This is a genomic window from Pseudomonas sp. GW821-FHT07F01, from assembly GCF_059418825.1.
In genome coordinates, this window is record NZ_JBWKQO010000001.1 from 179137 (window position 1) to 204229 (window position 25093).

Below are 25093 nucleotides of genomic sequence, written 5' to 3' on the forward strand. Positions count from 1 at the left end.
CGTGGATCGGATTTGCCGCTCCCTGCCAGCCCCTCCAAAGCACCGTGAACTTGCCCCCAAGGCAGCCTATGGGCGGCCTTGGCGCGTTTCGATAATCGCCTCCGACATTTCGTCCCCCGTTTGCGGAGCGCGCCATGCATAACAATAAGAACTGCCAGTACCCTCTGATTCCGGCCCTGCTTGTCGGCCTGTCGACCCTTGGCCTGGGCTCTGTCGCCGAAGCCGAGATCATGCTGTACGACAAGGACCAGACCACCTTTTCCACCGACGGCTACATCAACGCCTTCTACGTCAACAGCAAGGTCGACCGCGCCGGCGAGCAGTACGACCGCCGTCAGGCGCGGGTGAAGATGGGCTTTCTGCCCAACTACCTGGGCTTCAACATGGGCAAGCAGGTGGACGACCTCAAGCTCGGCGCCCGGGCCTCGTTCTGGGTGACCATCAACGACAGCGAAACCAACGGCACCGACACCGCCATCGACGTGCGCCAGTTCTACGGCACGGTGGCCAACCCGGAGTGGGGCGAGGTGCTGATCGGCAAGGACTTCGGCCTGTTCGCCCGTTCCAACATCCTGCTCGATGAAATGCTCGCCGGGTACGGCCAGGTCAGCGACAGCCTGGGGCTGGTGGACGGCGGCGGGGTGTCGTTCGGCAACATCGGCAGCGGTTACCCCTATCCCTTTCCGTCGTCGCAGATCACTTACCGCAGCCCGGTGATGGACGGCCTGCGGGTGGCGGTGGGCATCCTCGACCCGGTGGACACCAACGACAGCAGCGCCCTGGGCAAGGCCTACCAGAAGAACCCGCGCACCGAGAGCGAGATCACCTACCAGTTCGACCTGGGTGGGGCCAAGTTCTACAGCTGGCTCAACGGCAGCTACCAGACCTCCGACAACACCGACCCCAACGTGCAGTCGGTGACCTCCAAGGGCCTGGGCTATGGCCTGCAGGCCAAGATGGGCGGGTTGTCCCTGACCGGTTCCGGGTTCCAGGCCAAGGGCATCAACCCGTTCTTCACCAACAATGCCGGCGAGGCCACCCTGCGCAATGTCGACAGCAAGGGCTACCTGCTGCAGGGCTCGTACAAGGTGGGCAAGAACCGCCTGGCGCTGTCCTACGGCAAGACCCGTGACGACGGCAACGGCGTGGTCGGCAGCGGCGCCGACTACCAGACCCGGGGCGTGGCGCTGTTCCACGACATCAACGACAACCTCAAGCTGGTGGCCGAGTACAACCAGTTCGAGATCGACGGCCACCACACCAATGCACAGAACGAAAACACCGACACCTTCGCCGTGGGTGCCGTACTGACCTGGTAACCCCAGCGCCGGCCCTGGCGTGCGCATCGCGCCCGGGCCGGCGCCCCGTATTCCCCGCTTATTTTCCGCAACGGCGCCTTCCCCGTAGGAGCCGGCTTGCCGGCGAAGAGGCCCTCAAGCCTTGCACCAGCCCGGCCTACACCTTCGCTGGCAAGCCAGCGCCTACACCCATGGAACCGGCTACCCGCTACCCAAGTAGCATTCGTGCCCCGGGGCCGGCTTCGTACACTCATTGCTCAGACAACCCGCGCCGGAGGCGACGATGCAGCAAGCCCAGAGCGAGGGCGTGGTCAGCGCCATGTCCCAGGCCGCCGATCCGCAGCAGGTGGCCCAGGACCTGGCCAGCCAGTTGCTGCATCCGCACCTGGGCTTCGTGCTGTTCTTCTGTTCCGCCGAATACCCCCTGCAAACCCTGGGCCCGGCCCTGCAGCAGAGCTTTGGCGGCATCCCCCTGGTGGGCTGCACCAGCGCCGGGGAAATCACCCCCCTGGGCTACGGACGCAATTGCGTGACCGCCATCGGCTTCGACCATCGGCACTTTTCCATCGCCGCCGAACTGATCGACCAGATGGAGCATTTCAGCCTGATCGACGCCCAGCAGATGGTCGAACGCCTGGTGGGCCGCTGCCGCAGCAACACCCTGGCGCCGATCAAGGGCAACAGCTTCGCCCTGACCCTGCTGGACGGCCTGTCGAGCCGCGAAGAGATGGTGCTGGCCGCCCTCAGCGCGGCCCTGGGGGACATTCCGCATTTCGGCGGTTCGGCCGGCGATGACAACTACCTGACCCACACCCACGTGTATTACGGCGGCGAGTTTCACAGCGGCGCGGCGGTGGTGGTGCTGGTCAACACCTGGCTGGATTTCGAGGTGTTCACCACCCACCACATCCAGCCCCGGGAAGAAAAACTGGTGGTCACCGGCGCCGACAGTACCTTGCGCCGGGTCTATGAACTCAACGCCGAGCCCGCCGCCGAGGAGTACGCGCGGCTGATCGGCGTGCCCCTGGCGCAGCTCGACCATCGGGTGTTCGCCGCCCACCCCCTGGCGGTGCGCATCAACCAGCACTACTACGTGCGCGCGGTGCAGCAGGTGCACCCGGACCTGAGCCTGAGTTTCTACTGCGCGGTGGAAAACGGCATCGTCCTCACCGCCATGACCCCCGGCCCCTTGCTGCCCAACCTGCAACAGCTGTTCGACGGCTTGCAGCAACGCCTCGGCGGGTTGCTGCTGACCATTGGCTGCGACTGTTTTTTGCGCCGCCTGGAGCTGGAGGGGCAGGGCAGCCTGGAGCAGATCGGGGCCTTTTTGCGGGAACAGCGGGTGATGGGTTTCAACACCTACGGAGAACAGTTCAATGGCATGCACATCAACCAGACCTTCACCGGGGTCGCCATTGCCCGCAGTCGAACTCCGGCCCGCCGCTGAGCTGCAAGCGCAGCTCGACTGCCTGCAGCGCGAGAACCGCAAGCTGCGGCGGATCAACAGCGCGCTGATCGAACGGGTCGAATCCGGCATCACCCGCGGCAATGACCCCTATGCGGCGTTCCAGCATTCGGTGGTACTGGCCGAGCAGGTGCGCGAACGCACCGACGCCCTGAACCAGGCCATGGCCGAGCTCAAGGCCGGCAACCATTTGCTCAGCGAAGCGCGGCTGCGGGCCGAGACGGCACACCAGCACCTGATCGATGCCATCGAGAGCATTTCCGACGCCTTCGTGCTGTTCGACCAGGAGCAGCGCATCGTCCTGTTCAACAGCCGCTTCCGTGCCTTCTGGAGCCACAGCCGGGTACGGATCATGGCCGGCATGCGCCTCTCGGAAGTGCGCAGGTTGCTGACCAGCACCGGGTTGTTCAGCGAAGAACCGCGCAGTGGCGGTGACGAGCAGTTGCTGTATCGCCTGCATAACGGCCGCTGGCTGCAGGTCAGCGAGCGGCCGACCCGGGAAGGCGGGCGGGTGATCCTGTTCACTGACATCACCGAGGTCAAGCACAGCGAAACCCTGCGCCGGGAACAGGCGGTGGCGCAAAAGTCCCACCTGCTGCAACGGGCGGTGGACAACCTGTCCCAGGGCGTGGCCATGGTCAGCGCCGAGGGCGTGCTGGAGTTGTGGAACCGGCGCTTCCTGGAGCTCAGCGGGCTGGCCCCGGTGGCCGCGCATCGCTTGTTTGCCGAGGTCATCGGCGACAGCGAACTGCGCCTGCTGAGCCCCGACAGCCGCGACGCCAACGGCCGGCCGATCCACGAATGCGAGCAACGCCTGAGCGATGGCCGGGTGCTGGAGATCCGCACCCATCCGCTGCCCACCGGTGGTTTCGTCAACACCTTCACCGACATCACCGAGCGCTACCAGCACGCCGAGGCCCTGAGCGAAAGCGAACGCTGGATCCGCCTGATCACCGACCATGTGCCGGCGCTGATCGCCTACCTCAATGCTGATCTGGTGTATGAGTTCACCAACAAGGTCTACGAGGAATGGTACTGCTGGCCCCGCGGCGTGATGCTCGGCCAGAGCCTGCGCGAGGTGCACAGCGAGCAGCACTACCAGCGCCTGGAAAGCTATGTGGAACGGGCCCTGGCCGGGGAGAGCGTGACCTTCGAATTCGCCGAGACCAACATCAACAATCAGGAGCGCTACATGCTGCGCTCCTACGTGCCCAACCGCCTGGCCAATGGCGAGGTGGTGGGGATCTTCGTGCTGATCCGCGACATCACCGAGCGCCGGCGCACCGCCGAGGCGCTGCATCAGGCCTACCAGAACCTGGAGCTGCGGGTGCGCGAACGCACCGCCGAGCTGACCACCCTCAACCAGCAGCTGCTGCGCGAGATCGAAGAGCGCAGCCGGGTTGAATCGCGGCTGCGCGAGGCCAAGGCCGAGGCCGAACGGGCCAACCTGTCGAAGACCAAGTTCCTCGCCGCGGTCAGCCATGACCTGCTGCAACCCCTGAACGCCGCGCGGCTGTTCACCAGCGCCTTGCTGGAGCGTCGCGATCCCCAGGCCAGCAGCGCCCTGGTGCGCAATGTCAGCAACTCCCTGGAAGACGTGGAAAACCTGCTGGGCACCCTGGTGGACATTTCCAAGCTCGATGCCGGGGTGATCAAGGCCGATATCGCGCCCTTTGCCTTGAGCGAACTGCTGGAAAACCTCGCCGCCGAGTACGCCCAGGTGGCCCGCAGCGAAGGCCTGGAACTGCACTTCGTGGCCTGCTCGGCGCTGGTGCGCAGCGACATCCAACTGCTGGCGCGGATTCTGCGCAACCTGTTGAGCAACGCCATCCGCTACACCCGCCAGGGCCGGGTGGTGCTGGGCTGTCGGCGCCAGGGGCGCTGGCTGTCGATCCAAGTCTGGGACAGCGGCATGGGTATCGCCGCCGAACGCCTGGAGGAAATCTTCCAGGAGTTCAAGCGTGGCGAAGAACAGCGCCCGGACCAGGATCGCGGCCTGGGCCTGGGGCTGGCCATCGTCGAGAAGATTGCCGGGATTCTCGGGCACCGCATTGGCGTGCGCTCCTGGCCGGGGCGCGGCTCGGTGTTCAGCGTGCAGGTGCCGATCAGCGCCAGCGCGCCCTTGCCAGCGCCGCGCCCGGAGCTGGGCGACGCCCTGCTGGAGCGTTTGCAGGGGGCGCGGATCTGGGTGCTGGATAACGACGCGGCGATCTGCGCCGGCATGCGCACCTTGCTTGAAGGCTGGGGCTGCCAGGTGATCACCGCCTTGTCCGAAGAAGACCTGGCGCGCCAGGTGGACGACTACCGCGCCGAGGCCGACCTGCTGATTGCCGACTACCACCTGGACCAGCAACAGAACGGCATCGATGCGGTAGCGCGAATCAACGCCCGTCGCGCCCTGGCGATCCCGGCGATGATGATCACTGCCAACTACAGCAACGAGCTCAAACAGCAACTGCGCGAACTGGGCCACACCCTGATGCACAAACCGGTGCGCCCGATGAAACTCAAGACCGCCATCAGCCACCTGCTGAGCCCGGCCACCCCTACGCCCCATCACTGACTGCCAATCGTAGGAGCTGGCTTGCCAGCGAAGGGGCCCGCAAGATCGCCTTCGCCGGCAAGCCGGCTCCTACAGGTCCACGCCACAGTCTCTACCAACCGTAGGCGCTGGCTTGCCAGCGAAAAGGCCCGCAAGATCGCCTTCGCCGGCAAGCCGGCTCCTACAGGGTCGGTGCACGATCAGCGCAATTCAGCGGCGCAGGTAGGCGCCGAAATCGATGTCCCCGGCACTCAGGATCGCTTGCACCCGGTTGTGCACGTTGAGCTTGCGCAAAATCGCCGAGACGTGGGCCTTCACCGTGGTTTCGGCAATGTCCAGGGTGTAGGCGATCTGCTTGTTGGATTCGCCCTTGGTCATGCGTTCCAGCACCAGGAGCTGTTTGCGGGTCAGGGCCTGCAGCAGTTCCGGGGGGAAGCTCGGGGTCTCGCTGCTGCGCCGCCCCGGCTGGCTTTTCTGGGTGCGGATGATGTCCGGCGGCAGGTACACGTTGCCGTTGAGGATCTGTTCGATGGCCTCGGTCATCTGCGAGCGCGCCGAGGATTTGGTGATGAAGCCGACGGCGCCGTAGGTGATGGCCTGGAGCACGATCTGCTTGTCCTGCTCGGCGGAAACGATCACCACCGGAATGGTCGGCGCTTCGTTGCGCAGGGTGATCAGGCCGTTGAGGCCGTGCATGCCGGGCATGTTCAGGTCCAGCAGGATCAGGTCGAGGTCGTCGTGTTCCTGGGTCAGGGCCAGGGCGCTGTCCAGGTCGGCGGTTTCCATCACCTCGCTGCCGGGAAATCCGTCGCTGATGACGTTGTGGATGGCTTCGCGAAACAGTGGGTGATCGTCGGCTATCAGAATTTTATACATGGCCTTTCACCTCGTTATTGTGGTTATGGGGGCGGCAACGCCGTGCTGCGGCGCTCAGGGAAAGGGTTGCGGCCGGGCCGCCTCCACGGGCAGGCCGGCGGCCTCCCAGGCATCCAGGCCGTCGCGGTACCAGTAGATGTTCTTATAGCCCAGGGCTGCCGCGCGTTTTACCGCGTTCCAGCTCAGCCAGCAATCGGCACGGCAATAGAACACCAGGGCGCGCTGCGGGTCGGCGTGGCTCAGCCGTTGCAGGTTGCCGGCGAAATAGGCCTGCCACTCGGGGCTCAGTTCGCCGTCGCCGGTGTTGGCCAGCCAGTGGCTGCCGGGGAGGTTGGCGTGGGGCTCGCTGTCGATGAAGCGTCCCTGCAGCCATTGCCGACGGTAGACGTCGATCAGCAGGGGCGCCGGTTGCTCCTTGAGCAGCTCTTGCAGGCCCGGGGTGTCGATGATCCGGCCCTGGTCGATCTGCAGCGGGGTCGGGCTGCGGTAAAGGCTGGTGCGATAGCCCTCGGCGGAAAACAGCGGGGCAGCGGCATGGGCGGCGCCCAGCGCCAGGCTCAGGGTTAGCGCGGCCAGGGTCTCTAAGGCACGGGGCATAAGGCTTTTATCCTTTTTGTTATAGGCCCATTACATGCCAGGGCAGGGCCTTTTGTGAATGCGACCATCGACAGCAAAAGCAGTACCAAAGTCGTAGATCGCCCATGGGCAAGCGCTGTGTAGGAGCCGGCTTGCCGGCGAAAGGGGCCTGGGGTCTGGCGTTGGGATTGCGGGCCTCTTCGCTGGCAAGCCAGCTCCTACGTTGGGTGGAGGTGGGTGGCAGGATTGTGGCTCAGGTGCTTTTGCGCAGGGCGGCGTGCTGGGGGTTGAAGGTCAGCACCGCCAGCAGGGAGAACACCAGGGTCAGCCCCAGGCACACCGCCAGGGCCAGCAGGTTGAGGCGTTCGTACAGGGCGAAGCGCACCAGTTCCACGGCGTGGGTGAAGGGGTTGAGGGCGCACAGCCAGTACAGCCAGGGGCTGGCTTCGAGCATCTTCCACAGCGGGTACAGCGCCGAGGACAGGAAGAACAGCGGGAAGATCACGAAGTTCATCACCCCGGCAAAGTTCTCCAACTGGCGGATGGCGTTGGACAGCAGCAGCCCCAGCGCGCTGAGCATCAGGGCCACCAGGAGCAAGGCAGGTAGGGCGCTGAGCTGCCCCATGGCCGGCGGTTGCACGCCATACAGCCAGGCCACGGCGAGGAAGGCATAGACCTGCAGCAGCGAGATCAATGAGGTGGCCAACAGCTTGCTGGCCAGCAGGAAGGCCCGGGGCAGGGGGCTGGTGAGCAGCACGCGCATGCTGCCCATTTCCCGGTCGTAGACCATCGACAGCGAGCCCTGCATGCCGTTGAACAGCAGGATCATGCAGGCCAGCCCCGGGACGATGTAGACCTCGTAGGGAATGTAGGTGCTGTAGGGCTCGATGATGGCGATGCCCAGGGCCGCGCGAAAGCCGGCGGCAAACACCAGCAGCCATAGCAGGGGCCGCACCAGGGCACTGAGAAAGCGCGTGCGCTGCAGCACGAAGCGCAGCCATTCGCGCAGCACGATGCCGCGCAGGCATTGCCAGTAGGCGTTCATGCGAGCGGTTCTCCGATCGGGGCCGGGCGTGGCTGGGGATTCTGGGTCAGGCGGGCGAAGGCCGTGCCCAGGTCGCCGCCCTGTTCCTGGCTGATGGTGCCGGCCACGCCACTGGCCACCAGGCGCCCCTGATGCAGGATCAGCAACTGGTCGTCGGCCTGCACCTCATCCAGCAGGTGGGTGGTCCAGAGCACGCTCAGACGCTGTTCCTGGCACAGCTGGCGAATGTGCCGGTTGAGCGCCAGGCGGCTGGCGGGGTCGAGGCCGGCGCTGGCTTCATCGAGCAGCAGCAGGCGCGGTTCATGCAGCAGGGCGCGGGCGATCTCCACCCGTCGGCGGTGGCCGCCATTGAGGGCGCGGACACTGTCCCGGCGCCGTTCGCTCAAGCCCTGGCGCGCCAGTTCGGCGTCGATCCGCGCCTGCCCCTGGCGCCGCGACAAACCGTGCAGCGCGGCGTGGTAGTGCAGGTTCTGCTCCACGCTCAGGTCCAGGTCCAGGGTGCTTTGCTGGAACACCACGCCGAGCTGGCGCAGGGCGGCGCGGGCGGCGTTGCGCAGCGAGCAGCCGCCGACGCGGATGTCGCCCTGCTGCAGGTCGTAGAGCCTTGTGAGCAGGGCGATCAGGGTCGACTTGCCGGCGCCGTTGGGGCCCAAGAGCGCGGCGAAGCGCCCGGGAGCCAGGCTCAGGCTGACCTGATCGAGGGCCTGGCGCGGGCCATAGGCGAAGCTCAGCTGGCTGACCTCCAGGGCGTTCATGGGGTCACCACCACGCCCCAGGGATAGCGCCCGACCTTCACCGACTTGAGCACCTTGAGGCTGTTCACGTCGATCACCGAGACATCGCCGCTGACCCCGTTGGTGGCCAGCAACTGGCTCTGGTCCGGGGTGAATGCCAGTTGCCAGACCCGGCGCCCCACCAGCAGGTAGTCGAGGATTTCGTAGGTCTTGGCGTCGATCACCGCCACATGGTTGGCCGGGCCCAGGGCGACGAAGGCGTACTTGCCGTCGGCGCTGAGCTTGATGCCCACCGGCTGCACCTTGTCCGGGTGCACGCCCTTGATCTTGAAGTTCAAGGTCTTGAGCACCTGGCGCGTGGCCACGTCGAGGATGGTCACGGTGCCGCCGATTTCCGCCGAGGCCCAGAGCCTTGAGCCGTCCTGATTGAACTCGACGAAGCGCGGGCGCTGGTCCACCAGGGTGCTGTCGGCCAGGGTCTGGGTGCTGGTGTCGATCCAGTGCAGCATGTTGGTGGTTTCGCTGGTGTTCACCGCCCACTTGCCGTCGGGGCTCACCGCCATGCCTTCGGGCTCGACCCCGACGTTGATCTGGCCGAGGACCTTGGCGGTCTCGGTGTCGATCACCGTGACCAGCGCATCGTCCTCGTTGGACACGTACAGCCAGCGGTTGTTGGGGTGCAGGGCGAACTGCTCGGGGTCCTTGCCGGAGGGCAGCTCCTTGACGATCTTGCGGGTCGCCACGTCCATCACCTGGACCCGGTCCGAGTCGCTGGCGCAGATGTACAGCAGCTTGTTGTCATGGGACAGCAGCAGCCCGCGCGGGCGCTGGCCCACCGGCAGGGTCTGGGTGACTTCCAGGGTCTGCAGGTCGATCAGGCTCAGGCTGTTGTCCTTTTCATTGGAGACCCAGGCCGTGGCGGCCATGGCGTGCCCGGCGGCGAGCAGCAGGGCCGCGCACAGGACGGAGCGGCAGAGAAGGGGGCGGCGCATGGCGGATTCCTTGTTGTTGTGGTTATCGGATCAGGGGTAGCGGCAGGTCACTTCGGGGCGGTCGTAGCCCAGGCTGTCCATTTCGTTGAAGGGGTGCAGGAAGCCGTCCTGGGGCGAAGTGCTGACCAGGGCCCGGGGCTGTACCAGGGGAATCGGCTGGCGCAGTTCGCCGTTCCACGGCCGGTAGCTGAGCTTGCGGCCCTTGAACCCGTCCAGGGGCAACTGGTCGCTGAGCAGCAGGGTCTGCAGGGCCCGAGGGTCGGCCTGGCGCAGTTTGCTCACCGCGCTGGCGACGCTGCGCACGGCCATCCAGGCGGCGAAGTCGCGGTCGTTCATCCAGCGTCCGGCCCGGGCTTCGAAGCGCTTTTGCAACTGCGCGGCGCCGAAGGTTTCCACGCTCTTGTGCCAGCCGGTGGGAGTCAGGCCCTGGGTGCCGGCCACCGGGCGCGGGTACCAGGTCTGGTAGGGCAGGTACTCGCCGAAGTCGCCGCGCTCGTCGGCCACCAGCACCACGTCGTATTCGGCGGTCTGGGTGAACAGCGGCATGTCGGCCTGGGCGCTGCGGCGCTGGTCGTTGTCGAAGGTCCAGGGTTTTTCCGCGACGATCTTCACGCCGAAGCGCTGGGTGGCCCGGCGCAGGGCATCGGCGTAGGCCCGGTCATCCTCGGTCTGGCCGACGACGAGCAAGGCCCGCTGCCATTTGCGCAGCACCATGAACTGCACCAGGGCGTCGGCCAGCATCGCCCGGCCGGGCAGGCTGTGCAGCACGTTGCCCAGGCACTGGCTGCTGCGCAGGCGGTCGTCGGGGCTGCCGGCGTTGAACAAGAGGCTGTCGGGCAGGGCGGCGGACAACTCCCGCAGGCTGGCCGCCGGGGCATTCACCACGAACAGCCGCAGGCCCAGGTCGTGCTGGGCCTTGGCGGCTTGCAGCAGCGCCTCGGGGCTGTCGACGTTGGCGCTGTCGAGCTGGAACTGCTGCTTGAGAAAGCGCCCGGTGCTGTTGCTGTCGACAATCGCCAGCTGCGCGCCCTGCAGCCCGGCGTCGGCTGGCTCGGGAATGATGTTGGACAGCAGCGGGCCGGGGTCGGGGCGATAGCCCAGGTAGCCGATGCGCACCTGCAAGGGGTCCTCGCTGGCCTGGCTCGCGGCCAGGGGCAACAGGACCGAGGCCAGGGCCAGCAGGCAGGTCGGGATAAGCGGGGCAGGCTGGTGCATAAGGCACTCCACGGCAGGTGGCGCCAGCATAGGAAGAGTACCGGGGCGGGGAAATATGCAGAAAGTAGCGCCCGGGCAGTACCAAGGTAGTAGCCCGGCGCGGGTGCGGCGGTCTTAGCATGGTCCCAGCGGCCCCGACCCTGGCCTGAACCCGCCCCCGAGCCCTGAGCCCGAACCTTGAGAGAGATGCTCATGCGCATCATCAAAGTGCTGCTCCTGCCCTTGCTGCTGATCCTCAGCCTGATCGGCGTCGACCGTCTGCACGGCCCGCGTCCGGTGCTGCCCCAAGCGCTGCCGTTGGTGCCGGGGCGCTAGGCATGTCGGCGCTGTGGCGGATCAACCTGTGGGTCACGGCATTCTTTGCCGTGGTGACCCTGGCCTGCGCTGCCTTGCTGCTGCATCAGGCGGTGGCCGATGTCGAACGTGAATTGCAGTCCGCCGAGGCGGTGGTGGAGTACCTCAGCGACAGCGCCGCGCGCAACCCGGCGGGCCTGCAACCGCACCTGACCCAGAGCCTGCGCCATGTGCGGGTGCACTGGCTGGCGGCGGACGAGGCGGCACGCATGCCGGAGGAGGCAGGGCTGGACGCCTGGCTCGGCCGCCAGTTGTTCAGCGAGCGCCGCCACAGCGCCCGCGAGCTGGACCTGGGCGATGGCCGCCGGGTGCTGATCGCCGTGGACGCGCGGGATGAGATCGACGAAGTCTGGGACTCCCTGCAACAGCTCTTGAGCCTGTGCGGCCTGGCCCTGTTCCTGAGCCTGCTGACCATCCGCTGGGCGGTGCGCCGCGGCATGGGCCTGCTGGATGATTTGCTGCGGGCCTTGCAGCAGGTGTCCGGCGGGCAACTGGCGGTGCGCCTGCGCGAAGCCGGCCTGCCGGAGGCGCGGCAACTGGCCGGGCACTTCAACCGCATGACCGCGACCCTGGAACAGACCCGCGCCGACAACGCGCAACTGACCCAGGCCCTGCTGGCGGTGCAGGAGCGCGAGCGCACCTACCTGGCGCAGACCCTGCACGACGACCTCGGACAATACCTGGCGGGCATTCGCGCCCAGGTCTGCCTGCTGCGCATGGTGGCCGACCAGCCGACGGTGGTGGAGCACACGGCCCAGGCCCTGGAGCTCAACTGCGAGCGTTTGCAGCAAGGCTTTCGCGCCCTGGTGCAGGACCTGTACCCGGTGGTGCTGCAGCACCTGCCGCTGGCCGAAGCCTTCGGTTTGCTGGTGAGCCAATGGCAGGACAGCCAGGGCATCGACTGCCAATTGCGGGTCGGCGCCGACCTGCCAGCGTTGCCCAGCGCCAGCAAGACCCACCTCTACCGCCTGCTGCAAGAAGCGCTGACCAATGTCGCCCGGCACGCCGGCGCCAGCCAGGTACGGGTGCGCCTGCAACGCAGCGCCCGGGGCCTGCGCCTGCTGGTGCGCGACAACGGTTGCGGCGCGCACCAGCCCCAGCGCCCCGGCGTCGGCCTGCACTCGATGGCCGAACGGGCCCGCAGCCTGGGCGGCGAACTGCACATCCTCAGCCGTCCCGGCGCCGGTTGGGCACTGGCCTTGAACATGCCCCTGAACATGCCCATGGAGGCCTGATGAACATCTTGTTGGTGGATGACCACGCCGTGGTCCGCCAGGGTTACGCCAGCCTGCTGCGCGCGGTATTGCCGGCGATGCAGGTGCGCGAAGCGGCCAGCGGCGAAGAGGCCCTGGCCCGAGTGGTCGAAGAAGTGCCAAACCTGGTGATCATGGATTTCGGCCTGCCGGGCATCAGCGGCCTGGAGACCACCCGCCGCCTGCGCCAGCGCCTGCCGCAGCTGCGGGTGCTGTTCTTCAGCATGCACGACGAACTGCCCCTGGTGCGCCAGGCCCTGGAGGCCGGCGCCTCGGGCTACCTGACCAAGAACTCCGCGCCCCAGGTGCTGATCGAAGCGGTGCACCGCGTGCTGGCCGGGCATGCCTACATCGAACAGCCCCTGGCCACGCAACTGGCCTGTACCCCGGCGCAGAACAGCAGCGACCCGCGCTTGCAGAGCATGACCCAGCGCGAGCTGGAGATCTTCGTGATGCTGGCCAAGGGCACCCCGGCGCGGGTGATTGCCGAGCAGTTGTGCATCAGCGCCAAGACCGTGTCCAACCATTTGACCTTGCTCAAGAGCAAGCTGCAGGTCAGCTCTCATGCCGAGCTGGTGCATTTGGGGATTGATATGGGGGTGGTGCGGGTGGCGGGGTGAGGAGGGGCAGCGGCTAGCTGCAAGTGGCAAGATAAATCCATTATTTCGCTTGTTATTTAACTAATTCGAGGGATAAGAATCAGATTTATGAAGTTATTTGGTTTTGCGGAATCTTTCTGGTAACTCTATAATTTTGAGTGTTAAGTGAAATTTTAGGGTTTAACGCTCGATATGATGAATTTAACTCTTGCCAGGCCGGATGAGGTGCTCAAGCTGCTTTGCACCCGCCTGCGTCAGGAACGCCTGTCCCAGCAGATGACTCAGGTCGAAGTCGCCGCCCGTGCCGGCATCGGGGTTGGCACCCTGTCCAATCTGGAGGCCGGGCGTAGTGTCGCATTCGACAGCGTGGTTCGCGTGGCGATGGTGCTGGGGCGTCTTCGCGAGCTGGAGCAATTGTTCCTGCCGCAGTTGGACAGCCTCGACGACATCCTCCGTTATGAACAGGGCGCCCAGCGGCAGCGCGTCAAAAGGAAGTCCGCCGATGCTTAAGCAAGTCGATGTCTACTACGACGGTTGGGGGGAGCACTGGCGCTGGGGTTCGCTGGTATCCACGACGGCACTGACCGGCCGCCCCTTGATTGCCTTCGAGTACAGCGAGGAGGCACAGGATCGCGGCCTGGAACTGTCGGCCTTGCGCTTGCCGCTCAAGGGCCCGAGGCTGCGTCGGGACTTTCCCGATCATCAACTGTGGCTGCCGGGGCCGGTCTATGACTCGCTGCCGGACGGTTGGGGCATGTTGCTGATGGATCGCTTGTTCAAACGCCGTGGTCTCAACCCCGCGCAGATTGGTCCTTTGGAGCGACTGACCTATATCGGCACCCAAGCCATGGGCGCGATGTCGTTCGAGCCTATGGCGCCGGAGCTGTTCATGGCGCCTGAAGAGGTTCCCCTTGAGCGACTGGCTGCTGAAGTTCAGGAGGTGCTCCATGGTCAGGGCGGGGAGTTTCTGCAGCGACTGCTGCGGATGGGCGGCTCGCCGCAGGGCGCTCGACCCAAGGCCTTGCTCTATCGCGACCCTACGGGAGGGCGTTTCAGCACGGCGGCGGCATCTGGCCTGGAAGCCTGGTTGATCAAGTTCCCGGGAGCGGGTGAACACCCCGAGGTCTGTGCTATCGAAGCTGTCTACGCGCAATGCTTGCGCGAATGCGCCATCGAAACGTCGGACAGTGAACACTTCGAGCTACCCAATGGGCAGGCGGCCTTCGCCACCCGAAGATTCGACCGGCACAAAGACATGCGCGTGCCCATGCAAAGCCTAGCCGCCTTTACCGGTGCGGACTACCGAGCAGCCGGGGCGCTGGACTACAGCAATTTCCTGCGGGCAACCCAGTACTGCTGCAATGATGTGCGGGAAAAGGCGCTGGCCTTTGCCCGGATTGTGTTCAACGTGGCGTTCAACAACCGTGACGACCACCCGAAGAATTTTGCCTACCTTATGTCGTCGAGCGGCCAGTGGAAGCTGGCGCCGGCTTACGACGTGACCTTCTGCGAGGGGCCGGGCGGCTATCACCAGATGGACGTATTGGGCGAGGCGTTGCACATCACTCGCAAGCACTTGCTCAGGCTCGCGGCGGTGGAGGCGGAACTCTCGGTGAGGGAGGCCACCGATATCATCGAGCACATCTGCCAGGTTGCTAGCGGCTTTGCCCGCAGCGCCCGGTCCCGGTTCCCGGGTGGCATCACCGTGGACACCCTGAGCATGATTCAGGCGCGCATCGACGAAAACCTTGCGCGACTCAGCTAGCGTGGCTGTAGCTGCTATTGAACTGGCGATTGTTCCAATAGCAGGTACAGTGAGGCGCTTGGTAATGCCTGGGGCAACGGCCTACTTATCCCAACTCCCCGGACACCCCATACACCCCTCCATATTGGCATCCTGAAAATTCCCATAATGCTGCCGCGCCCCGCGCAAATCGGCCCGTTCCAGATTGCTCTCACCCAACTTGGCCTCCTGCAGATTGGCATCACTCAGATTGGCCCCTTGCAGATCCGCCTTGCTCAACCAGGCCATCTCCAGATCCGCCGCTTGCAGGTTGGCCTGGTGCAGTTTGGCCCCGGACAGCCGGGCAAATTGCAGATAGGCCGCGCTGAGGTTGGCGTTCTCGAATTGCGCGCCCTGGGCAAACAGGCCCCAGCCCTGGATCGCCATCAGCTTGGCGTCGGTGAAGTCCGCCAACCGCAGGTTGCTCTGTTGCAGGCTGGCGCGGGTCAGGTTGGCGCCTTGCAGGCGGGCCTTTTCCAGGTTGGCCAGGTCCAGTTGGGCGTGGCGCAGGTCGGCGCCGGAGAGGTCGGCGCCGGCCAGGTTCATCTTGCGCAGGTCCTGGTTGGCGAGGTTAGCGCCACGCAGGTTGGCGCCGGGGCATTGGCTGGATTCGGCGATCAGGCAGCCGTTGACGGTCAGCGGTACATCGTTGCCGTCGTCGTCGACATTCATGGCCAAGGCGGGGGAGAGGCTCAGCAGCAGGGCCAGTGGCAGGTAGTTCATGGTGCGGTTCTCCAGGCTGGAGTGAAGGCGGGTGTGGCGAGGGAGCGGGCTCCCTCGCCACAGACAAGGCGGGGATGATCAGCGCTGGGCGGTCTTGTTATCCCAGCTCGGGATCTTGAACACCCAGAACGAGCCGCCTTGGGCCACCGGCTTGGTCAGTTCGGCCATGTCGCCGCCCCACAGCGGCACCGCGCCGCCGTAGCCCACGGTCACACCGATGTACTGCTCGCCATCCTGTTCCCAGGTGATGGGCGGCGAGACGATGCCGCTGCCGGTCTGGAATTTCCACAGCTCCTTGCCGGTCTTGGCGTCGAAGGCCTTGAAGAAGCCGTCGCCGGTGCCGGTGAACACCAGGTTGCCCTTGGTCGCCAGGACGCCAGCCCACAGCGGCAGGTGTTCCTTGTGCTCCCAGACCAGCTTGCCGGTGGTCGGGTCCATGGCGCGCAGGGTGCCGACGTGGTCGTCGTACATGCGCTTGATACGGAAACCCATCCCCAGGTAGGCCGAGCCTTTCTTGTAGTTCACTTCCTCGGTCCAGTACTCCTCCTTCCACTGGTTGCCGGGGATGTAGAACAGCCCGGTGTCCTGGCTGTAGGCCATGGGGTTCCAGTTCTTGCCACCGAGGAACGGCGGCGAGACTTCCACCGGCTTGCCCTTGGTTTCACCCGGCAGCGGCTTGGCCGGACGCTGGCCTTCGTTTTCCACCGGGCGCCCGGTCTTGAGGTCGATGTGGCTGGCCCAGGTGATGTTGTCGACGAAGGGGAAGGCGTTCTGCAATTTGCCGTTGTTGCGGTCCACCACGTAGAAGAAGCCGTTGCGGTCGGCGTGGCCGGTGGCCTTGATCACCTTGCCGTCCTTGCCCTTGTAGTCGAACAGCACCAGTTCGTTGTTGCCGGAGAAGTCCCAGGCGTCGTTCGGCGTGTGCTGGTAGAACCATTTCACTTCGCCGGTGCTCGGGTCGACGCCGACCTGGCCCGAGGTGTACAGGCTGTCGTAGTCGTGGGGGTTGCCGTCTTTGGCGGTGCGCGCCCAGGTGTTCCACGGCCCGGGGTTGCCGGCGCCGACGATGATGGTGTTGGTTTCGGCATCGAAGCTGGCGCTCTGCCAAGGGGCGCCGCCGCCGTGGCTCCAGGCTTCGACCTTGCCGGTTTCGGTGGTCTTGTCGTCGGGCCAGGACGGCGCCTTGACGTCGCCGGTGGGGGTGCTGTCCTTGCCGTTCAGGCGGCCCATGTGGCCTTCGACGAAGGGCCGCATCCACACCTCTTCGCCGGTCTCCGGGTCGCGGGCGAACAGCTGGCCGACCACGCCGAATTCATCGCCCGAGCTGCCGTGGATCAGCAGCACCTTGCCGCTGGTCTTGTCCTTGATCAGCACCGGGGCGCCGGTCATGGTGTAGCCGGCGCTGTGGTCGCCGAACTTCTTGTTCCACACCACCTTGCCGGTGTTCTTGTCCAGGGCGATGACCCGGGCATCGAGGGTGCCGAAGTAGATCTTGTCGCCGTAGATCGCCGCGCCGCGGTTGACCACGTCGCAGCATGGGCGAATGTTGTCCGGCAGGCGGTGGTTGTAGGTCCACAGGCGCTTGCCGGTCTTGGCGTCCAGGGCGAACACCCGGGAGTAGGAGCCGGTGACGTAGACCACGCCGTCGCTGACGATGGCCTGGGATTCCTGGCCGCGTTGCTTCTCGTCGCCGAAGGAATAGGACCAGGCCGGGGTCAGCTTGAACACGTTCTTGTCGTTGACCTGGGCCAGGGGGCTCCAGCGCTGGGCGTTGGTGCCCATGCCGTACTGCAGCACGTCCTTGGTGGTCAGGTGGTCGTTGGCGATGTCTTCCCAGGTCACGTTCTTGCCGGCAGGTGCCGCCGGGGCGGTGGCCGCTGTGGCCGCCGCGCCCAGGGACAGGCTGCCGGCCAGCAGCAGGGCCTGGACGGCAAGGCTCAGGGGGGAGAGGGCGGGTAGCGATCTTATTGTCATGGTTGCAGTTCCCAGTGGAGGTTTTGGCCTGACTAGGGTCTGCCCCGGGGCGGGTGTTGAGATACGGAAAAAGTCCCGCCCTTGCCGGGAATAGTTCCCGGGCGGCACCTGATTTAGGCCCGCGCCACAAGCCCTACTACCAAGGGAGTAGGGCGCGGCCACCAAAGCAGCATACGGCCGCCCTCCGGCTGTTTCTAAGATGGCGCCATGGCCTCTGTAGCTGAGGTCTTGCGTGCAATCTTGAGGGCATAACAATGACAACAAAACGCAACGCCTTGCTCGCGGTAGGGCTGCTGACCGGTGCCTTGGCCACCGGTGCCGTATGGGCCCATGGCAACGTGGTGCCCCAGGCGGTGGAAACCAAGGGCCTGACGCCGATCAAGGATGCCGGGGTGAGCGTCGATGGTGACGGCTGGGCCGCGGTCAACCCGTACCGCACCTCGCCCGAGCGCGACAAGGCGGTGGAAATCGGCGCTTCGGCCTACAACCAGAACTGCGCCGCCTGCCATGGCCTGGAAGCCAAGTCCGGCGGTATCGCCCCGGACCTGCGCATGCTCGATGCCGGCGAAGCCGGGGATGAATGGTTCGTCGAGCGGGTGCGCCACGGTGCGGTGCGCGATGGCCGGGTGTACATGCCGAAGATGGCCGATTACCTGAGCCAGGAAGCCCTGTGGGCGGTGCGCACCTACCTGGACAGCGTGCGCGTCGAGGAGTGATCGCCATGGGCCGCTTCGCCCTGTTCCTGGCTGGCCTGCTGCTGTGTTGCGCCACGGCCCAGGCCGGGGTGCGCAACTACGACACGATGATCGCCTCCGGTGAACTGAAGGTGGCGGTGTACCAGGATTTTGCCCCCTACAGCTTCGAGGACCAGGGCCAGCCGCGGGGCGTCGACGTCGAGCTGGCGCAAGCCCTGGCCGAGGCCCTGGGGGTGCGCCTGCAACTGATCTGGGCGCCCCCGGGGGAGAAACTCGACGACGATTTGCGCGACTACATCTGGCGCGGAAGCCCGCTGCGCCACCAGCAGTTGGCCGACCTGATGATGCGCGTGCCCTACGACCACGACTACGCGCAAAAGCGCAACGAACTGGGGGAGCTGGCCAACGATCACGTGGTGATGTTCGGCCCCTATCAGGAGGAGCGCTGGCAGGTGGCATTCGACCGCCGCCGGCTGGATTCGGTGGCCAGTGTCGCGGTGTTCCAGGAGCACCCCATTGGTGTCGAGGTGGACAGCGTGCCGTCGTTCTACCTGACCTCGGTGTTCAACGGCATGCTCAGTGCCAAGACCCACCATTACCCCAGCGTGCAACAGGCGTTCGGCGCCTTGCGGGCCGGGCAGGTGGACGCGGTGATGGCCATGCGCGGCGAGATCGACTGGCAGTTGCATAAGGCCGCTGATCCGCAGTTGGCCCTGGCGGAAAACGCCTACCCGAACATGGGCAAGCAGGTGTGGGAGATCGGCATGGCGGTGCATGAAAGCAACCGCCAGCTGGCCTATGCCGTGGAAGAGGCCCTGGAAGGGCTGATCCGCGACGGTCGCCTGCAGGCGCTGTACGCCCGTTATGGCCTGCGTTACGAGGTCCCAGAGATGTATCAATAGGAGCTGCGATGAACTGGCGAGCGACCTGTCTGCTGGCGTGCTGGCTGCCCTTGGCGACCCCGGTGCTGGGCGCCGATCCGCAGGCCCCGGGCCCGGACCCGGTGCCTTCGGTGATGTGGGCCTTCTACCACAAGCAATTGCTGGGGGACGCGGCGTTCGTCTTCGATGATCGGGTCAAGCTGCTGGCGCCGCCCTTTGCCGAGGATGCGCGGCAGGTGCCCCTGGAAATCGACGCCCGGGCCTTCACCGGCGATGTGGTGCGCATCCTCGCTTGGGCCGAGCTCAACCCCTTGCCGCGCATCGTCGATTTCGAGCCGGGGGAGCGGGTGCTGCCCTGGCTGTCGATCCGCATCCGTATCGAGCAGGCCACGCCGCTGCGCGCCGCGGTGCTGACCCGCGATGGCCTGTGGCACGTGGGCTCGACCCTGATCGATGCCGCGGGCGGCGGCTGTACCGCGCCCAGCGTGGTGCGCACCCAGCCCGGCTGGGAAGAGCACATCGGCGAGGTGCTGGGCGGGCGTTATCCCCGTGGGGATGCCAGCCGCCTGCGCTTGCAAGTGTCCCACCCGATGGACAACGGCCTGGTCAGCGGCATCCCTGAGTTTTTCCTCAACCACGCCGAACTGCGCGACCAGAACGACCAGCGCCTGGCCAGCCTCGAACTGTTCCCGGCGGTCAGCGAAAACCCCAACCTGGGGTTCGATATCCAGGGGCCGGGGCAGACCCGCTTGCTGTTGCGCGACAACAGCGGCAACCAGTTCGAGGCCAGGCTGCCCTGACCGCATCCTTTGACCCACCCAAGCCGAGGCGCGCCATGCGTTGGATCCTGCTGTTGCTGCTGTGCCTGGGCCTGCCGGCCCGGGCCGACCTGGACTATTCACTCAAGCCCCGGCAGATCGCCGCGGGCACCTGGCTGCTGGAAGGCAGCACCGACAATTTCGCCAAGGCCAATGGCGGCAACATCGTCAACACCGGCTTCATCGTCACCGACAGCGGGGTGGTGGTGATCGACAGCGGGCCGTCGAAACGCTACGGCGAAGCCTTGCGCCGGGCGATTGCCGCCACCACCGACAAACCGGTCATCCAACTGCTGCTGACCCACCATCACCCCGACCATGTGCTGGGCAACCAGGCTTTTGGCGACGTGCCCATCGGCGCCCTGGCCGGCACCGGCGACCTGCTGCGCCAGCAGGGCGAGGCCATGGCCGAGAACATGTACCGCATGGTCGGCGACTGGATGCGCGGCACCGAGGTGGTGCTGCCGACCCAGGTGCTTGAGCCCGGGGTGCTTGAGGTGGGCGGGCATCGCTTGCGCTTGCTGGGCCTGAGTGGGCACACCGGCGCTGATCTGGCGATTCTCGATGAGAACACCGGGGTGCTGTTTGCCGGTGACCTGGTGTTCTACGAGCGCGCGCTGACCACCCCCAACAGCCCGGGGCTCGGGGTCTGGCTCAAGGACCTGGATACCTTGCAGGCCCTGCCGTGGAAGCTGATCGTGCCTGGCCATGGCCCGGTGGCCAGCGATACCGCGCCCTTTGCCCAGATGCGTGACTACCTGGGCTGGCTGGACGGGTTGATGCGCGACGGCGCCGCCCAGGGCGACGACATGGCGGAGATGATCCGCCGCCCGATCCCCGAGCGTTTTGCCGGCATCAGCCTGACCCGCTATGAGCTGATCCGCAGCGTCAGCCACCTGTACCCGCGTTACGAACGCCAGCGCCTGCAGCGTATCGACGGCCTGTAGGCGCCGGCTGGCCGGCGAAGGCGGACTTGCTGGGCCTCTTCGCTGGCAAGCCAGCTCCTACGGTAGGCAGGTACATCGCGAGGGCTTTGTAGGAGCCGGCTTGCCGGCGAAGGCGGTCTTGCGGGCCCCTTCGCTGGCAAGCCAGCTTTTACGGTAGGCAGGGAGATCGGGTGGGGCTTTGTAGGCGTCGGCGGCCGCTCCTGTACCAAGGAACTAGAAAACTCCGCACTGCGGGCAATTGTTGGCAGGCAGGCCGGGACCAAGAATTCCCGGCAGACCGGGAAAATTTCCCGGGAACAACAATAACCGCCGAGGTAGCCGTCATGACCCAACCCCCACGTCGTCCCTTTTTCGCCGTGAGCCTGGTGCTCAGCGCCATGCTGCTGTCCAGCGCGGCCCTGGCCGCCGTCACCGATGAAGAGATCCTCCAGGACCCGAAGAACCCGCAGCAGATCGTCACCAATGGCCTGGGCGTCCAGGGCCAGCGCTACAGCCCGCTGGATATCCTCAACGTCGATAACGTCAAGGAGCTGCGGCCGGTCTGGGCCTTCTCCTTCGGCGGCGAGAAGCAGCGCGGCCAGCAGGCCCAGCCGCTGATCAAGGACGGGGTGATGTACATGACCGGTTCCTACTCGCGGGTGTTCGCGGTGGACGCGCGCACCGGCAAGAAGCTCTGGCAGTACGATGCGCGCCTGCCGGACGACATCCGCCCGTGCTGCGACGTGATCAACCGCGGCGTGGCGCTGTACGGCGACCTGGTGTTCTTCGGCACCCTGGACGCCAAGCTGGTGGCCCTGAACAAGGACACCGGCAAGGTGGTGTGGAGCAAGAAGGTCGCCGACCACAAAGAGGGTTATTCCATCAGCGCGGCGCCGATGATCGTCAACGGCAAGCTGATCACCGGGGTCGCCGGCGGCGAGTTCGGCGTGGTCGGCAAGATCCAGGCCTACGACCCGAAAAACGGCGAGCTGCTGTGGATGCGTCCCACCGTGGAAGGCCACATGGGCTACGTGTACAAGGATGGCAAGGCCATCGAGAACGGCATTTCCGGCGGCGAGGCGGGCAAGACCTGGCCGGGCGACCTGTGGAAGACCGGCGGCGCGGCGCCGTGGCTGGGCGGCTACTACGACCCGGAAACCAACCTGCTGCTGTTCGGCACCGGCAACCCGGCGCCGTGGAACTCCCACCTGCGCCCTGGCGACAACCTGTATTCCTCGTCGCGCCTGGCCCTGAACCCGGACGACGGCACCATCAAGTGGCACTTCCAGAGCACCCCCCACGACGGCTGGGACTTCGACGGCGTCAACGAGCTGATCTCCTTCAACTACAAGGAAGGCGGCAAGGAGATCAAGGCCGCCGCCACCGCCGACCGCAACGGCTTCTTCTACGTGCTCGATCGCACCAACGGCAAGTTCATCCGCGGCTTCCCCTTTGTCGACAAGATCACCTGGGCCACTGGCCTGGATAAGAACGGCCGGCCGATCTACAACGAGGCCAGCCGCCCTGGCGCCCCGGGTAGCGAAGCCAAGGGCAGCTCGGTGTTCGTCGCCCCGGCCTTCCTCGGCGCCAAGAACTGGATGCCCATGGCTTACAACCGCGACACCGGGCTGTTCTATGTGCCGTCCAACGAATGGGGCATGGACATCTGGAACGAAGGCATCGCCTACAAGAAGGGCGCGGCGTTCCTCGGCGCGGGCTTCACCATCAAGCCGCTGAACGAGGATTACATCGGCGTGCTGCGGGCCATCGACCCCATCAGCGGCAAGGAAGTCTGGCGCCACAAGAACTTCGCGCCGCTGTGGGGCGGGGTGCTGACCACCAAGGGCAACCTGGTGTTCACCGGCACGCCTGAGGGCTTCCTCCAGGCGTTCAACGCCAAGACCGGCGAGAAGGTCTGGGAATTCCAGACCGGCTCCGGGGTCCTGGGCTCGCCCGTGACCTGGGAAATGGACGGCGAGCAGTACGTCTCGGTGCTCTCCGGCTGGGGCGGCGCGGTGCCGCTGTGGGGCGGCGAGGTGGCCAAGCGGGTCAAGGACTTCAACCAGGGCGGCATGCTCTGGACCTTCAAGCTGCCCAAGGACCTGGTGAGCAAACGCTGATCGTAAGCGCCAGCTTGCTGGCGAAGGCGCCCGCACGACCGCTTTCGCCGGCAAGCCGGCTCCTACAAAGCCCTCACAATATCCCTGCCGACCGTAGGAGCCACCGCAATGTCCCTGCCGACCGTAGGAGCCAGCTTGCTGGCGAAGAGGCCCGCAAGAGCGCCTTCATCGGCAAGCCGGCTCCCGCACAGGGCAATCAACCTACGACCAAATGACGAGAGCCCCCCTGCCAACGATGCATTCGTCCGGCACGCGGGGCTCTCTACCATCGAGCCATCGCCTGTCGTGGACAGGCATCGACCAGCAGAGGCCCAGCATGATCTACGCACAACCCGGAACCCCAGGCGCCGTCGTGTCCTTCAAGCCACGCTACGGCAATTTCATCGGTGGCCAGTTCGTGCCGCCGGTGGACGGCCAGTACTTCAGCAACACCTCGCCGGTCAACGGTGAGGTGATCGCCGAATTCCCGCGCTCCACTGCCGCGGACATCGACAAGGCCCTGGACGCCGCCCATGCCGCCGCCGATGCCTGGGGCAAGACCAGCGCCCAGGACCGTTCGCTGGTGCTGCTGAAGATCGCCGACCGCATCGAGCAGAACCTGGAGATCCTCGCGGTCAGCGAAACCTGGGACAACGGCAAGGCCGTGCGCGAAACCCTCAACGCCGACGTGCCCCTGGCCGCCGATCATTTCCGCTACTTCGCCGGTTGCATCCGTGCCCAGGAAGGCGGCGCCGCAGAGATCAACGAACTGACCACCGCCTACCATTTCCACGAACCCCTGGGCGTGGTGGGGCAGATCATCCCGTGGAACTTCCCGCTGCTGATGGCCGCCTGGAAGCTGGCCCCGGCCCTGGCCGCCGGCAACTGCGTGGTGCTCAAGCCCGCCGAGCAGACCCCGCTGTCGATCATGGTCTTCGCCGAGCTGATCGCCGACCTGCTGCCGGCCGGGGTGCTGAACATCGTCCAGGGCTTTGGCCGCGAAGCCGGCGAGGCCCTGGCCACCAGCAAGCGCATCGCCAAGATCGCCTTCACCGGCTCGACCCCGGTGGGCTCGCACATCATGAAATGCGCCGCCGAGAACATCATTCCGTCCACCGTGGAGCTGGGCGGAAAGTCGCCGAACATCTTCTTCGAAGACATCATGCAGGCCGAGCCCAAGTTCATCGAAAAGGCCGCCGAAGGCCTGGTGCTGGCGTTCTTCAACCAGGGTGAAGTCTGCACCTGCCCATCCCGGGCCCTGATCCAGGAATCGATCTACGAGCCGTTCATGGCCGAGGTGATGAAGAAGATCGTCAAGATCAAGCGCGGCAACCCGCTGGACACCGAGACCATGGTCGGCGCCCAGGCGTCGCAGCAGCAGTACGAGAAGATCCTCTCCTACCTGCAGATCGCCCAGGAAGAGGGCGCCGAGCTGCTCACCGGTGGCGCCGCCGAGCTGTTGGAAGGTGACCTGGCCAGCGGCTATTACATCCAGCCGACCCTGCTCAAGGGCCACAACAAGATGCGCGTGTTCCAGGAAGAGATCTTCGGCCCGGTGGTGGGCGTGACCACCTTCAAGGACGAAGCCGAGGCCCTGGCGATCGCCAACGACAGCGAGTTCGGCCTGGGCGCCGGGCTGTGGACCCGCGACATCAACCGCGCCTACCGCATGGGCCGGGCGATCAAGGCCGGGCGCGTGTGGACCAACTGCTACCACCTGTACCCGGCGCATGCCGCGTTCGGGGGCTACAAGAAATCCGGCGTGGGCCGCGAGACCCACAAGATGATGCTCGACCACTACCAGCAGACCAAGAACCTGCTGGTGAGCTACGACATCAACCCCCTGGGCTTTTTCTAAGGGCAACAACAGGCGCGGGGGTTGGGTGCCACCGCGCTTGTGCGGGACGGACACGGGGAGGGCTCATGGGTGGGCACCTCCCCGTGTGCGTTGTGGGCGCAGCACCGCCAACCCTGTAGGAGCCAGCTTGCTGGCGAAGAGGCCCGCAAGACCATCCCCATTTCCCCCTACCAACGCACCCCGCCGGTTCGTCCCAAAGTAGCATTCGGCCCCCGCGCTCCCCGTGCATTAATGCCTTTACCGGAATCCCCCGGCACAACAAGAGGCTTGACCCCATGTGGCATAAACCCGCGTACACCGACCTGCGTATCGGCTTTGAAGTGACCATGTACTTCGCCAACCGCTGAGCCGTCCCGCTCCGGCCGGTACTGGTGTCGGCCGGAGCCT

At 65.8% G+C, this 25093-nt stretch carries 23 protein-coding genes; 15 read left to right on the plus strand and 8 right to left on the minus strand.

Annotation, left to right across the window (positions count from 1 at the left end; all coding sequences use genetic code 11):
• The first annotated feature begins 134 nt into the window (after window positions 1-134).
• The 3 genes from AC07R1_RS00765 (at window position 135) to nahK (ending at window position 5326) form a co-directional block, all read left to right on the plus strand.
• The gene (locus tag AC07R1_RS00765; RefSeq protein WP_401260857.1) at window positions 135-1319 is read left to right on the plus strand and encodes a porin; all 1185 of its coding nucleotides are present in this window, start codon (window positions 135-137) and stop codon (window positions 1317-1319) included.
• Between the two features lie 262 nt (window positions 1320-1581).
• Window positions 1582-2745: a nitric oxide-sensing protein NosP gene (nosP, locus tag AC07R1_RS00770; protein ID WP_152686097.1), complete on the plus strand. Its 1164-nt coding sequence runs from the start codon at window positions 1582-1584 to the stop codon at window positions 2743-2745.
• A complete protein-coding gene (gene nahK / locus AC07R1_RS00775; protein ID WP_401401923.1) occupies window positions 2675-5326 on the plus strand; it encodes a hybrid sensor histidine kinase/response regulator NahK/ErcS' in 2652 nt (883 codons plus the stop codon). Before nosP ends, nahK begins: the two co-directional genes overlap by 71 nt.
• 189 nt (window positions 5327-5515) lie before the next feature.
• On the opposite strand, the gene AC07R1_RS00780 is transcribed toward nahK, so the two are convergent.
• From AC07R1_RS00780 to AC07R1_RS00805, 6 genes are all read right to left on the minus strand, one after another.
• Window positions 5516-6181: a response regulator transcription factor gene (locus AC07R1_RS00780; protein WP_011060504.1), complete on the minus strand. Its 666-nt coding sequence runs from the start codon at window positions 6179-6181 to the stop codon at window positions 5516-5518.
• A gap of 54 nt (window positions 6182-6235) precedes the next feature.
• Window positions 6236-6778 (minus strand): PQQ-dependent catabolism-associated CXXCW motif protein, encoded by a 543-nt coding sequence (locus tag AC07R1_RS00785; protein WP_011060505.1) that lies wholly within the window; start codon window positions 6776-6778, stop codon window positions 6236-6238.
• Between the two features lie 232 nt (window positions 6779-7010).
• Window positions 7011-7802 (minus strand): ABC transporter permease, encoded by a 792-nt coding sequence (locus AC07R1_RS00790; RefSeq protein WP_182999917.1) that lies wholly within the window; start codon window positions 7800-7802, stop codon window positions 7011-7013.
• Entirely contained in the window at window positions 7799-8557 is a 759-nt protein-coding gene (locus tag AC07R1_RS00795; protein ID WP_103408176.1) for an ABC transporter ATP-binding protein, read from the minus strand. The genes AC07R1_RS00790 and AC07R1_RS00795 overlap by 4 nt, the downstream gene beginning before the upstream one ends.
• On the minus strand, window positions 8554-9528 hold the full coding sequence (locus tag AC07R1_RS00800) for a YVTN family beta-propeller repeat protein (protein WP_236204216.1): 975 nt from the start codon (window positions 9526-9528) through the stop codon (window positions 8554-8556). The genes AC07R1_RS00795 and AC07R1_RS00800 overlap by 4 nt, the downstream gene beginning before the upstream one ends.
• 30 nt (window positions 9529-9558) lie before the next feature.
• A complete protein-coding gene (locus AC07R1_RS00805) occupies window positions 9559-10743 on the minus strand; it encodes an ABC transporter substrate-binding protein (protein ID WP_495109971.1) in 1185 nt (394 codons plus the stop codon).
• A 192-nt stretch (window positions 10744-10935) separates the two neighbouring features.
• On the opposite strand from AC07R1_RS00805, the gene AC07R1_RS00810 reads away from it, so the two are divergent.
• The 5 genes from AC07R1_RS00810 to AC07R1_RS00830 all read left to right on the plus strand — a co-directional run bounded on the left by AC07R1_RS00810 (window position 10936) and on the right by AC07R1_RS00830 (window position 14714).
• Window positions 10936-11058, plus strand: coding sequence for a hypothetical protein (locus AC07R1_RS00810; RefSeq protein ID WP_259699551.1), 123 nt, complete (start codon window positions 10936-10938; stop codon window positions 11056-11058).
• Window positions 11059-11060: 2 nt separating this feature from the next.
• Window positions 11061-12332, plus strand: a complete 1272-nt coding sequence (locus tag AC07R1_RS00815) for a sensor histidine kinase (RefSeq protein ID WP_495109972.1) — start codon at window positions 11061-11063, stop codon at window positions 12330-12332.
• Entirely contained in the window at window positions 12332-12970 is a 639-nt protein-coding gene (locus AC07R1_RS00820) for a response regulator (RefSeq protein ID WP_495109973.1), read from the plus strand. Before AC07R1_RS00815 ends, AC07R1_RS00820 begins: the two co-directional genes overlap by 1 nt.
• Before the next feature lie 171 nt (window positions 12971-13141).
• Entirely contained in the window at window positions 13142-13459 is a 318-nt protein-coding gene (locus AC07R1_RS00825) for a helix-turn-helix domain-containing protein (protein WP_495109974.1), read from the plus strand.
• Entirely contained in the window at window positions 13452-14714 is a 1263-nt protein-coding gene (locus AC07R1_RS00830) for a type II toxin-antitoxin system HipA family toxin (RefSeq protein WP_495109975.1), read from the plus strand. Before AC07R1_RS00825 ends, AC07R1_RS00830 begins: the two co-directional genes overlap by 8 nt.
• 81 nt (window positions 14715-14795) lie before the next feature.
• Here AC07R1_RS00830 and AC07R1_RS00835 read toward each other — a convergent pair whose 3' ends face one another.
• Both AC07R1_RS00835 and exaA read right to left on the minus strand, forming a co-directional pair.
• Entirely contained in the window at window positions 14796-15455 is a 660-nt protein-coding gene (locus AC07R1_RS00835) for a pentapeptide repeat-containing protein (RefSeq protein WP_495109976.1), read from the minus strand.
• Between the two features lie 78 nt (window positions 15456-15533).
• The gene (gene exaA, locus AC07R1_RS00840; protein ID WP_495109977.1) at window positions 15534-17429 is read right to left on the minus strand and encodes a quinoprotein ethanol dehydrogenase; all 1896 of its coding nucleotides are present in this window, start codon (window positions 17427-17429) and stop codon (window positions 15534-15536) included.
• A gap of 254 nt (window positions 17430-17683) precedes the next feature.
• Here exaA and pedF point away from each other — a divergent pair, with 254 nt between their 5' ends.
• From pedF to pqqA, 7 genes are all read left to right on the plus strand, one after another.
• Window positions 17684-18145, plus strand: coding sequence for a cytochrome c-550 PedF (gene pedF, locus AC07R1_RS00845; RefSeq protein ID WP_019093084.1), 462 nt, complete (start codon window positions 17684-17686; stop codon window positions 18143-18145).
• A 5-nt stretch (window positions 18146-18150) separates the two neighbouring features.
• On the plus strand, window positions 18151-19026 hold the full coding sequence (locus tag AC07R1_RS00850) for a substrate-binding periplasmic protein (RefSeq protein ID WP_179597098.1): 876 nt from the start codon (window positions 18151-18153) through the stop codon (window positions 19024-19026).
• 8 nt (window positions 19027-19034) lie between these two features.
• On the plus strand, window positions 19035-19805 hold the full coding sequence (locus AC07R1_RS00855) for a quinoprotein dehydrogenase-associated SoxYZ-like carrier (RefSeq protein WP_495109978.1): 771 nt from the start codon (window positions 19035-19037) through the stop codon (window positions 19803-19805).
• 35 nt (window positions 19806-19840) lie between these two features.
• A complete protein-coding gene (locus AC07R1_RS00860) occupies window positions 19841-20770 on the plus strand; it encodes a quinoprotein relay system zinc metallohydrolase 1 (protein WP_495109979.1) in 930 nt (309 codons plus the stop codon).
• Window positions 20771-21093: 323 nt separating this feature from the next.
• On the plus strand, window positions 21094-22869 hold the full coding sequence (gene pedH, locus AC07R1_RS00865) for a PQQ-dependent alcohol dehydrogenase PedH (protein WP_258611723.1): 1776 nt from the start codon (window positions 21094-21096) through the stop codon (window positions 22867-22869).
• Between the two features lie 316 nt (window positions 22870-23185).
• Window positions 23186-24706, plus strand: a complete 1521-nt coding sequence (exaC, locus tag AC07R1_RS00870; RefSeq protein WP_495109980.1) for an acetaldehyde dehydrogenase ExaC — start codon at window positions 23186-23188, stop codon at window positions 24704-24706.
• A 275-nt stretch (window positions 24707-24981) separates the two neighbouring features.
• Window positions 24982-25053, plus strand: a complete 72-nt coding sequence (gene pqqA, locus AC07R1_RS00875) for a pyrroloquinoline quinone precursor peptide PqqA (RefSeq protein ID WP_011060521.1) — start codon at window positions 24982-24984, stop codon at window positions 25051-25053.
• Window positions 25054-25093: the final 40 nt, after the last annotated feature.

Excerpts from the sequence above, each read along its gene's own strand:
- AC07R1_RS00765 (WP_401260857.1), top strand. The coding sequence starts at position 135 with ATGCATAACAATAAGAACTGCCAGTACCCTCTGATTCCGGCCCTGCTT.
- nosP (WP_152686097.1), top strand. The coding sequence starts at position 1,582 with ATGCAGCAAGCCCAGAGCGAGGGCGTGGTCAGCGCCATGTCCCAGGCC.
- nahK (WP_401401923.1), top strand. The coding sequence starts at position 2,675 with ATGGCATGCACATCAACCAGACCTTCACCGGGGTCGCCATTGCCCGCA.
- AC07R1_RS00780 (WP_011060504.1), bottom strand. The coding sequence starts at position 6,181 with ATGTATAAAATTCTGATAGCCGACGATCACCCACTGTTTCGCGAAGCC.
- AC07R1_RS00785 (WP_011060505.1), bottom strand. The coding sequence starts at position 6,778 with ATGCCCCGTGCCTTAGAGACCCTGGCCGCGCTAACCCTGAGCCTGGCG.
- AC07R1_RS00790 (WP_182999917.1), bottom strand. The coding sequence starts at position 7,802 with ATGAACGCCTACTGGCAATGCCTGCGCGGCATCGTGCTGCGCGAATGG.
- AC07R1_RS00795 (WP_103408176.1), bottom strand. The coding sequence starts at position 8,557 with ATGAACGCCCTGGAGGTCAGCCAGCTGAGCTTCGCCTATGGCCCGCGC.
- AC07R1_RS00800 (WP_236204216.1), bottom strand. The coding sequence starts at position 9,528 with ATGCGCCGCCCCCTTCTCTGCCGCTCCGTCCTGTGCGCGGCCCTGCTG.
- AC07R1_RS00805 (WP_495109971.1), bottom strand. The coding sequence starts at position 10,743 with ATGCACCAGCCTGCCCCGCTTATCCCGACCTGCCTGCTGGCCCTGGCC.
- AC07R1_RS00810 (WP_259699551.1), top strand. The coding sequence starts at position 10,936 with ATGCGCATCATCAAAGTGCTGCTCCTGCCCTTGCTGCTGATCCTCAGC.
- AC07R1_RS00815 (WP_495109972.1), top strand. The coding sequence starts at position 11,061 with ATGTCGGCGCTGTGGCGGATCAACCTGTGGGTCACGGCATTCTTTGCC.
- AC07R1_RS00820 (WP_495109973.1), top strand. The coding sequence starts at position 12,332 with ATGAACATCTTGTTGGTGGATGACCACGCCGTGGTCCGCCAGGGTTAC.
- AC07R1_RS00825 (WP_495109974.1), top strand. The coding sequence starts at position 13,142 with ATGATGAATTTAACTCTTGCCAGGCCGGATGAGGTGCTCAAGCTGCTT.
- AC07R1_RS00830 (WP_495109975.1), top strand. The coding sequence starts at position 13,452 with ATGCTTAAGCAAGTCGATGTCTACTACGACGGTTGGGGGGAGCACTGG.
- AC07R1_RS00835 (WP_495109976.1), bottom strand. The coding sequence starts at position 15,455 with ATGAACTACCTGCCACTGGCCCTGCTGCTGAGCCTCTCCCCCGCCTTG.
- exaA (WP_495109977.1), bottom strand. The coding sequence starts at position 17,429 with ATGACAATAAGATCGCTACCCGCCCTCTCCCCCCTGAGCCTTGCCGTC.
- pedF (WP_019093084.1), top strand. The coding sequence starts at position 17,684 with ATGACAACAAAACGCAACGCCTTGCTCGCGGTAGGGCTGCTGACCGGT.
- AC07R1_RS00850 (WP_179597098.1), top strand. The coding sequence starts at position 18,151 with ATGGGCCGCTTCGCCCTGTTCCTGGCTGGCCTGCTGCTGTGTTGCGCC.
- AC07R1_RS00855 (WP_495109978.1), top strand. The coding sequence starts at position 19,035 with ATGAACTGGCGAGCGACCTGTCTGCTGGCGTGCTGGCTGCCCTTGGCG.
- AC07R1_RS00860 (WP_495109979.1), top strand. The coding sequence starts at position 19,841 with ATGCGTTGGATCCTGCTGTTGCTGCTGTGCCTGGGCCTGCCGGCCCGG.
- pedH (WP_258611723.1), top strand. The coding sequence starts at position 21,094 with ATGACCCAACCCCCACGTCGTCCCTTTTTCGCCGTGAGCCTGGTGCTC.
- exaC (WP_495109980.1), top strand. The coding sequence starts at position 23,186 with ATGATCTACGCACAACCCGGAACCCCAGGCGCCGTCGTGTCCTTCAAG.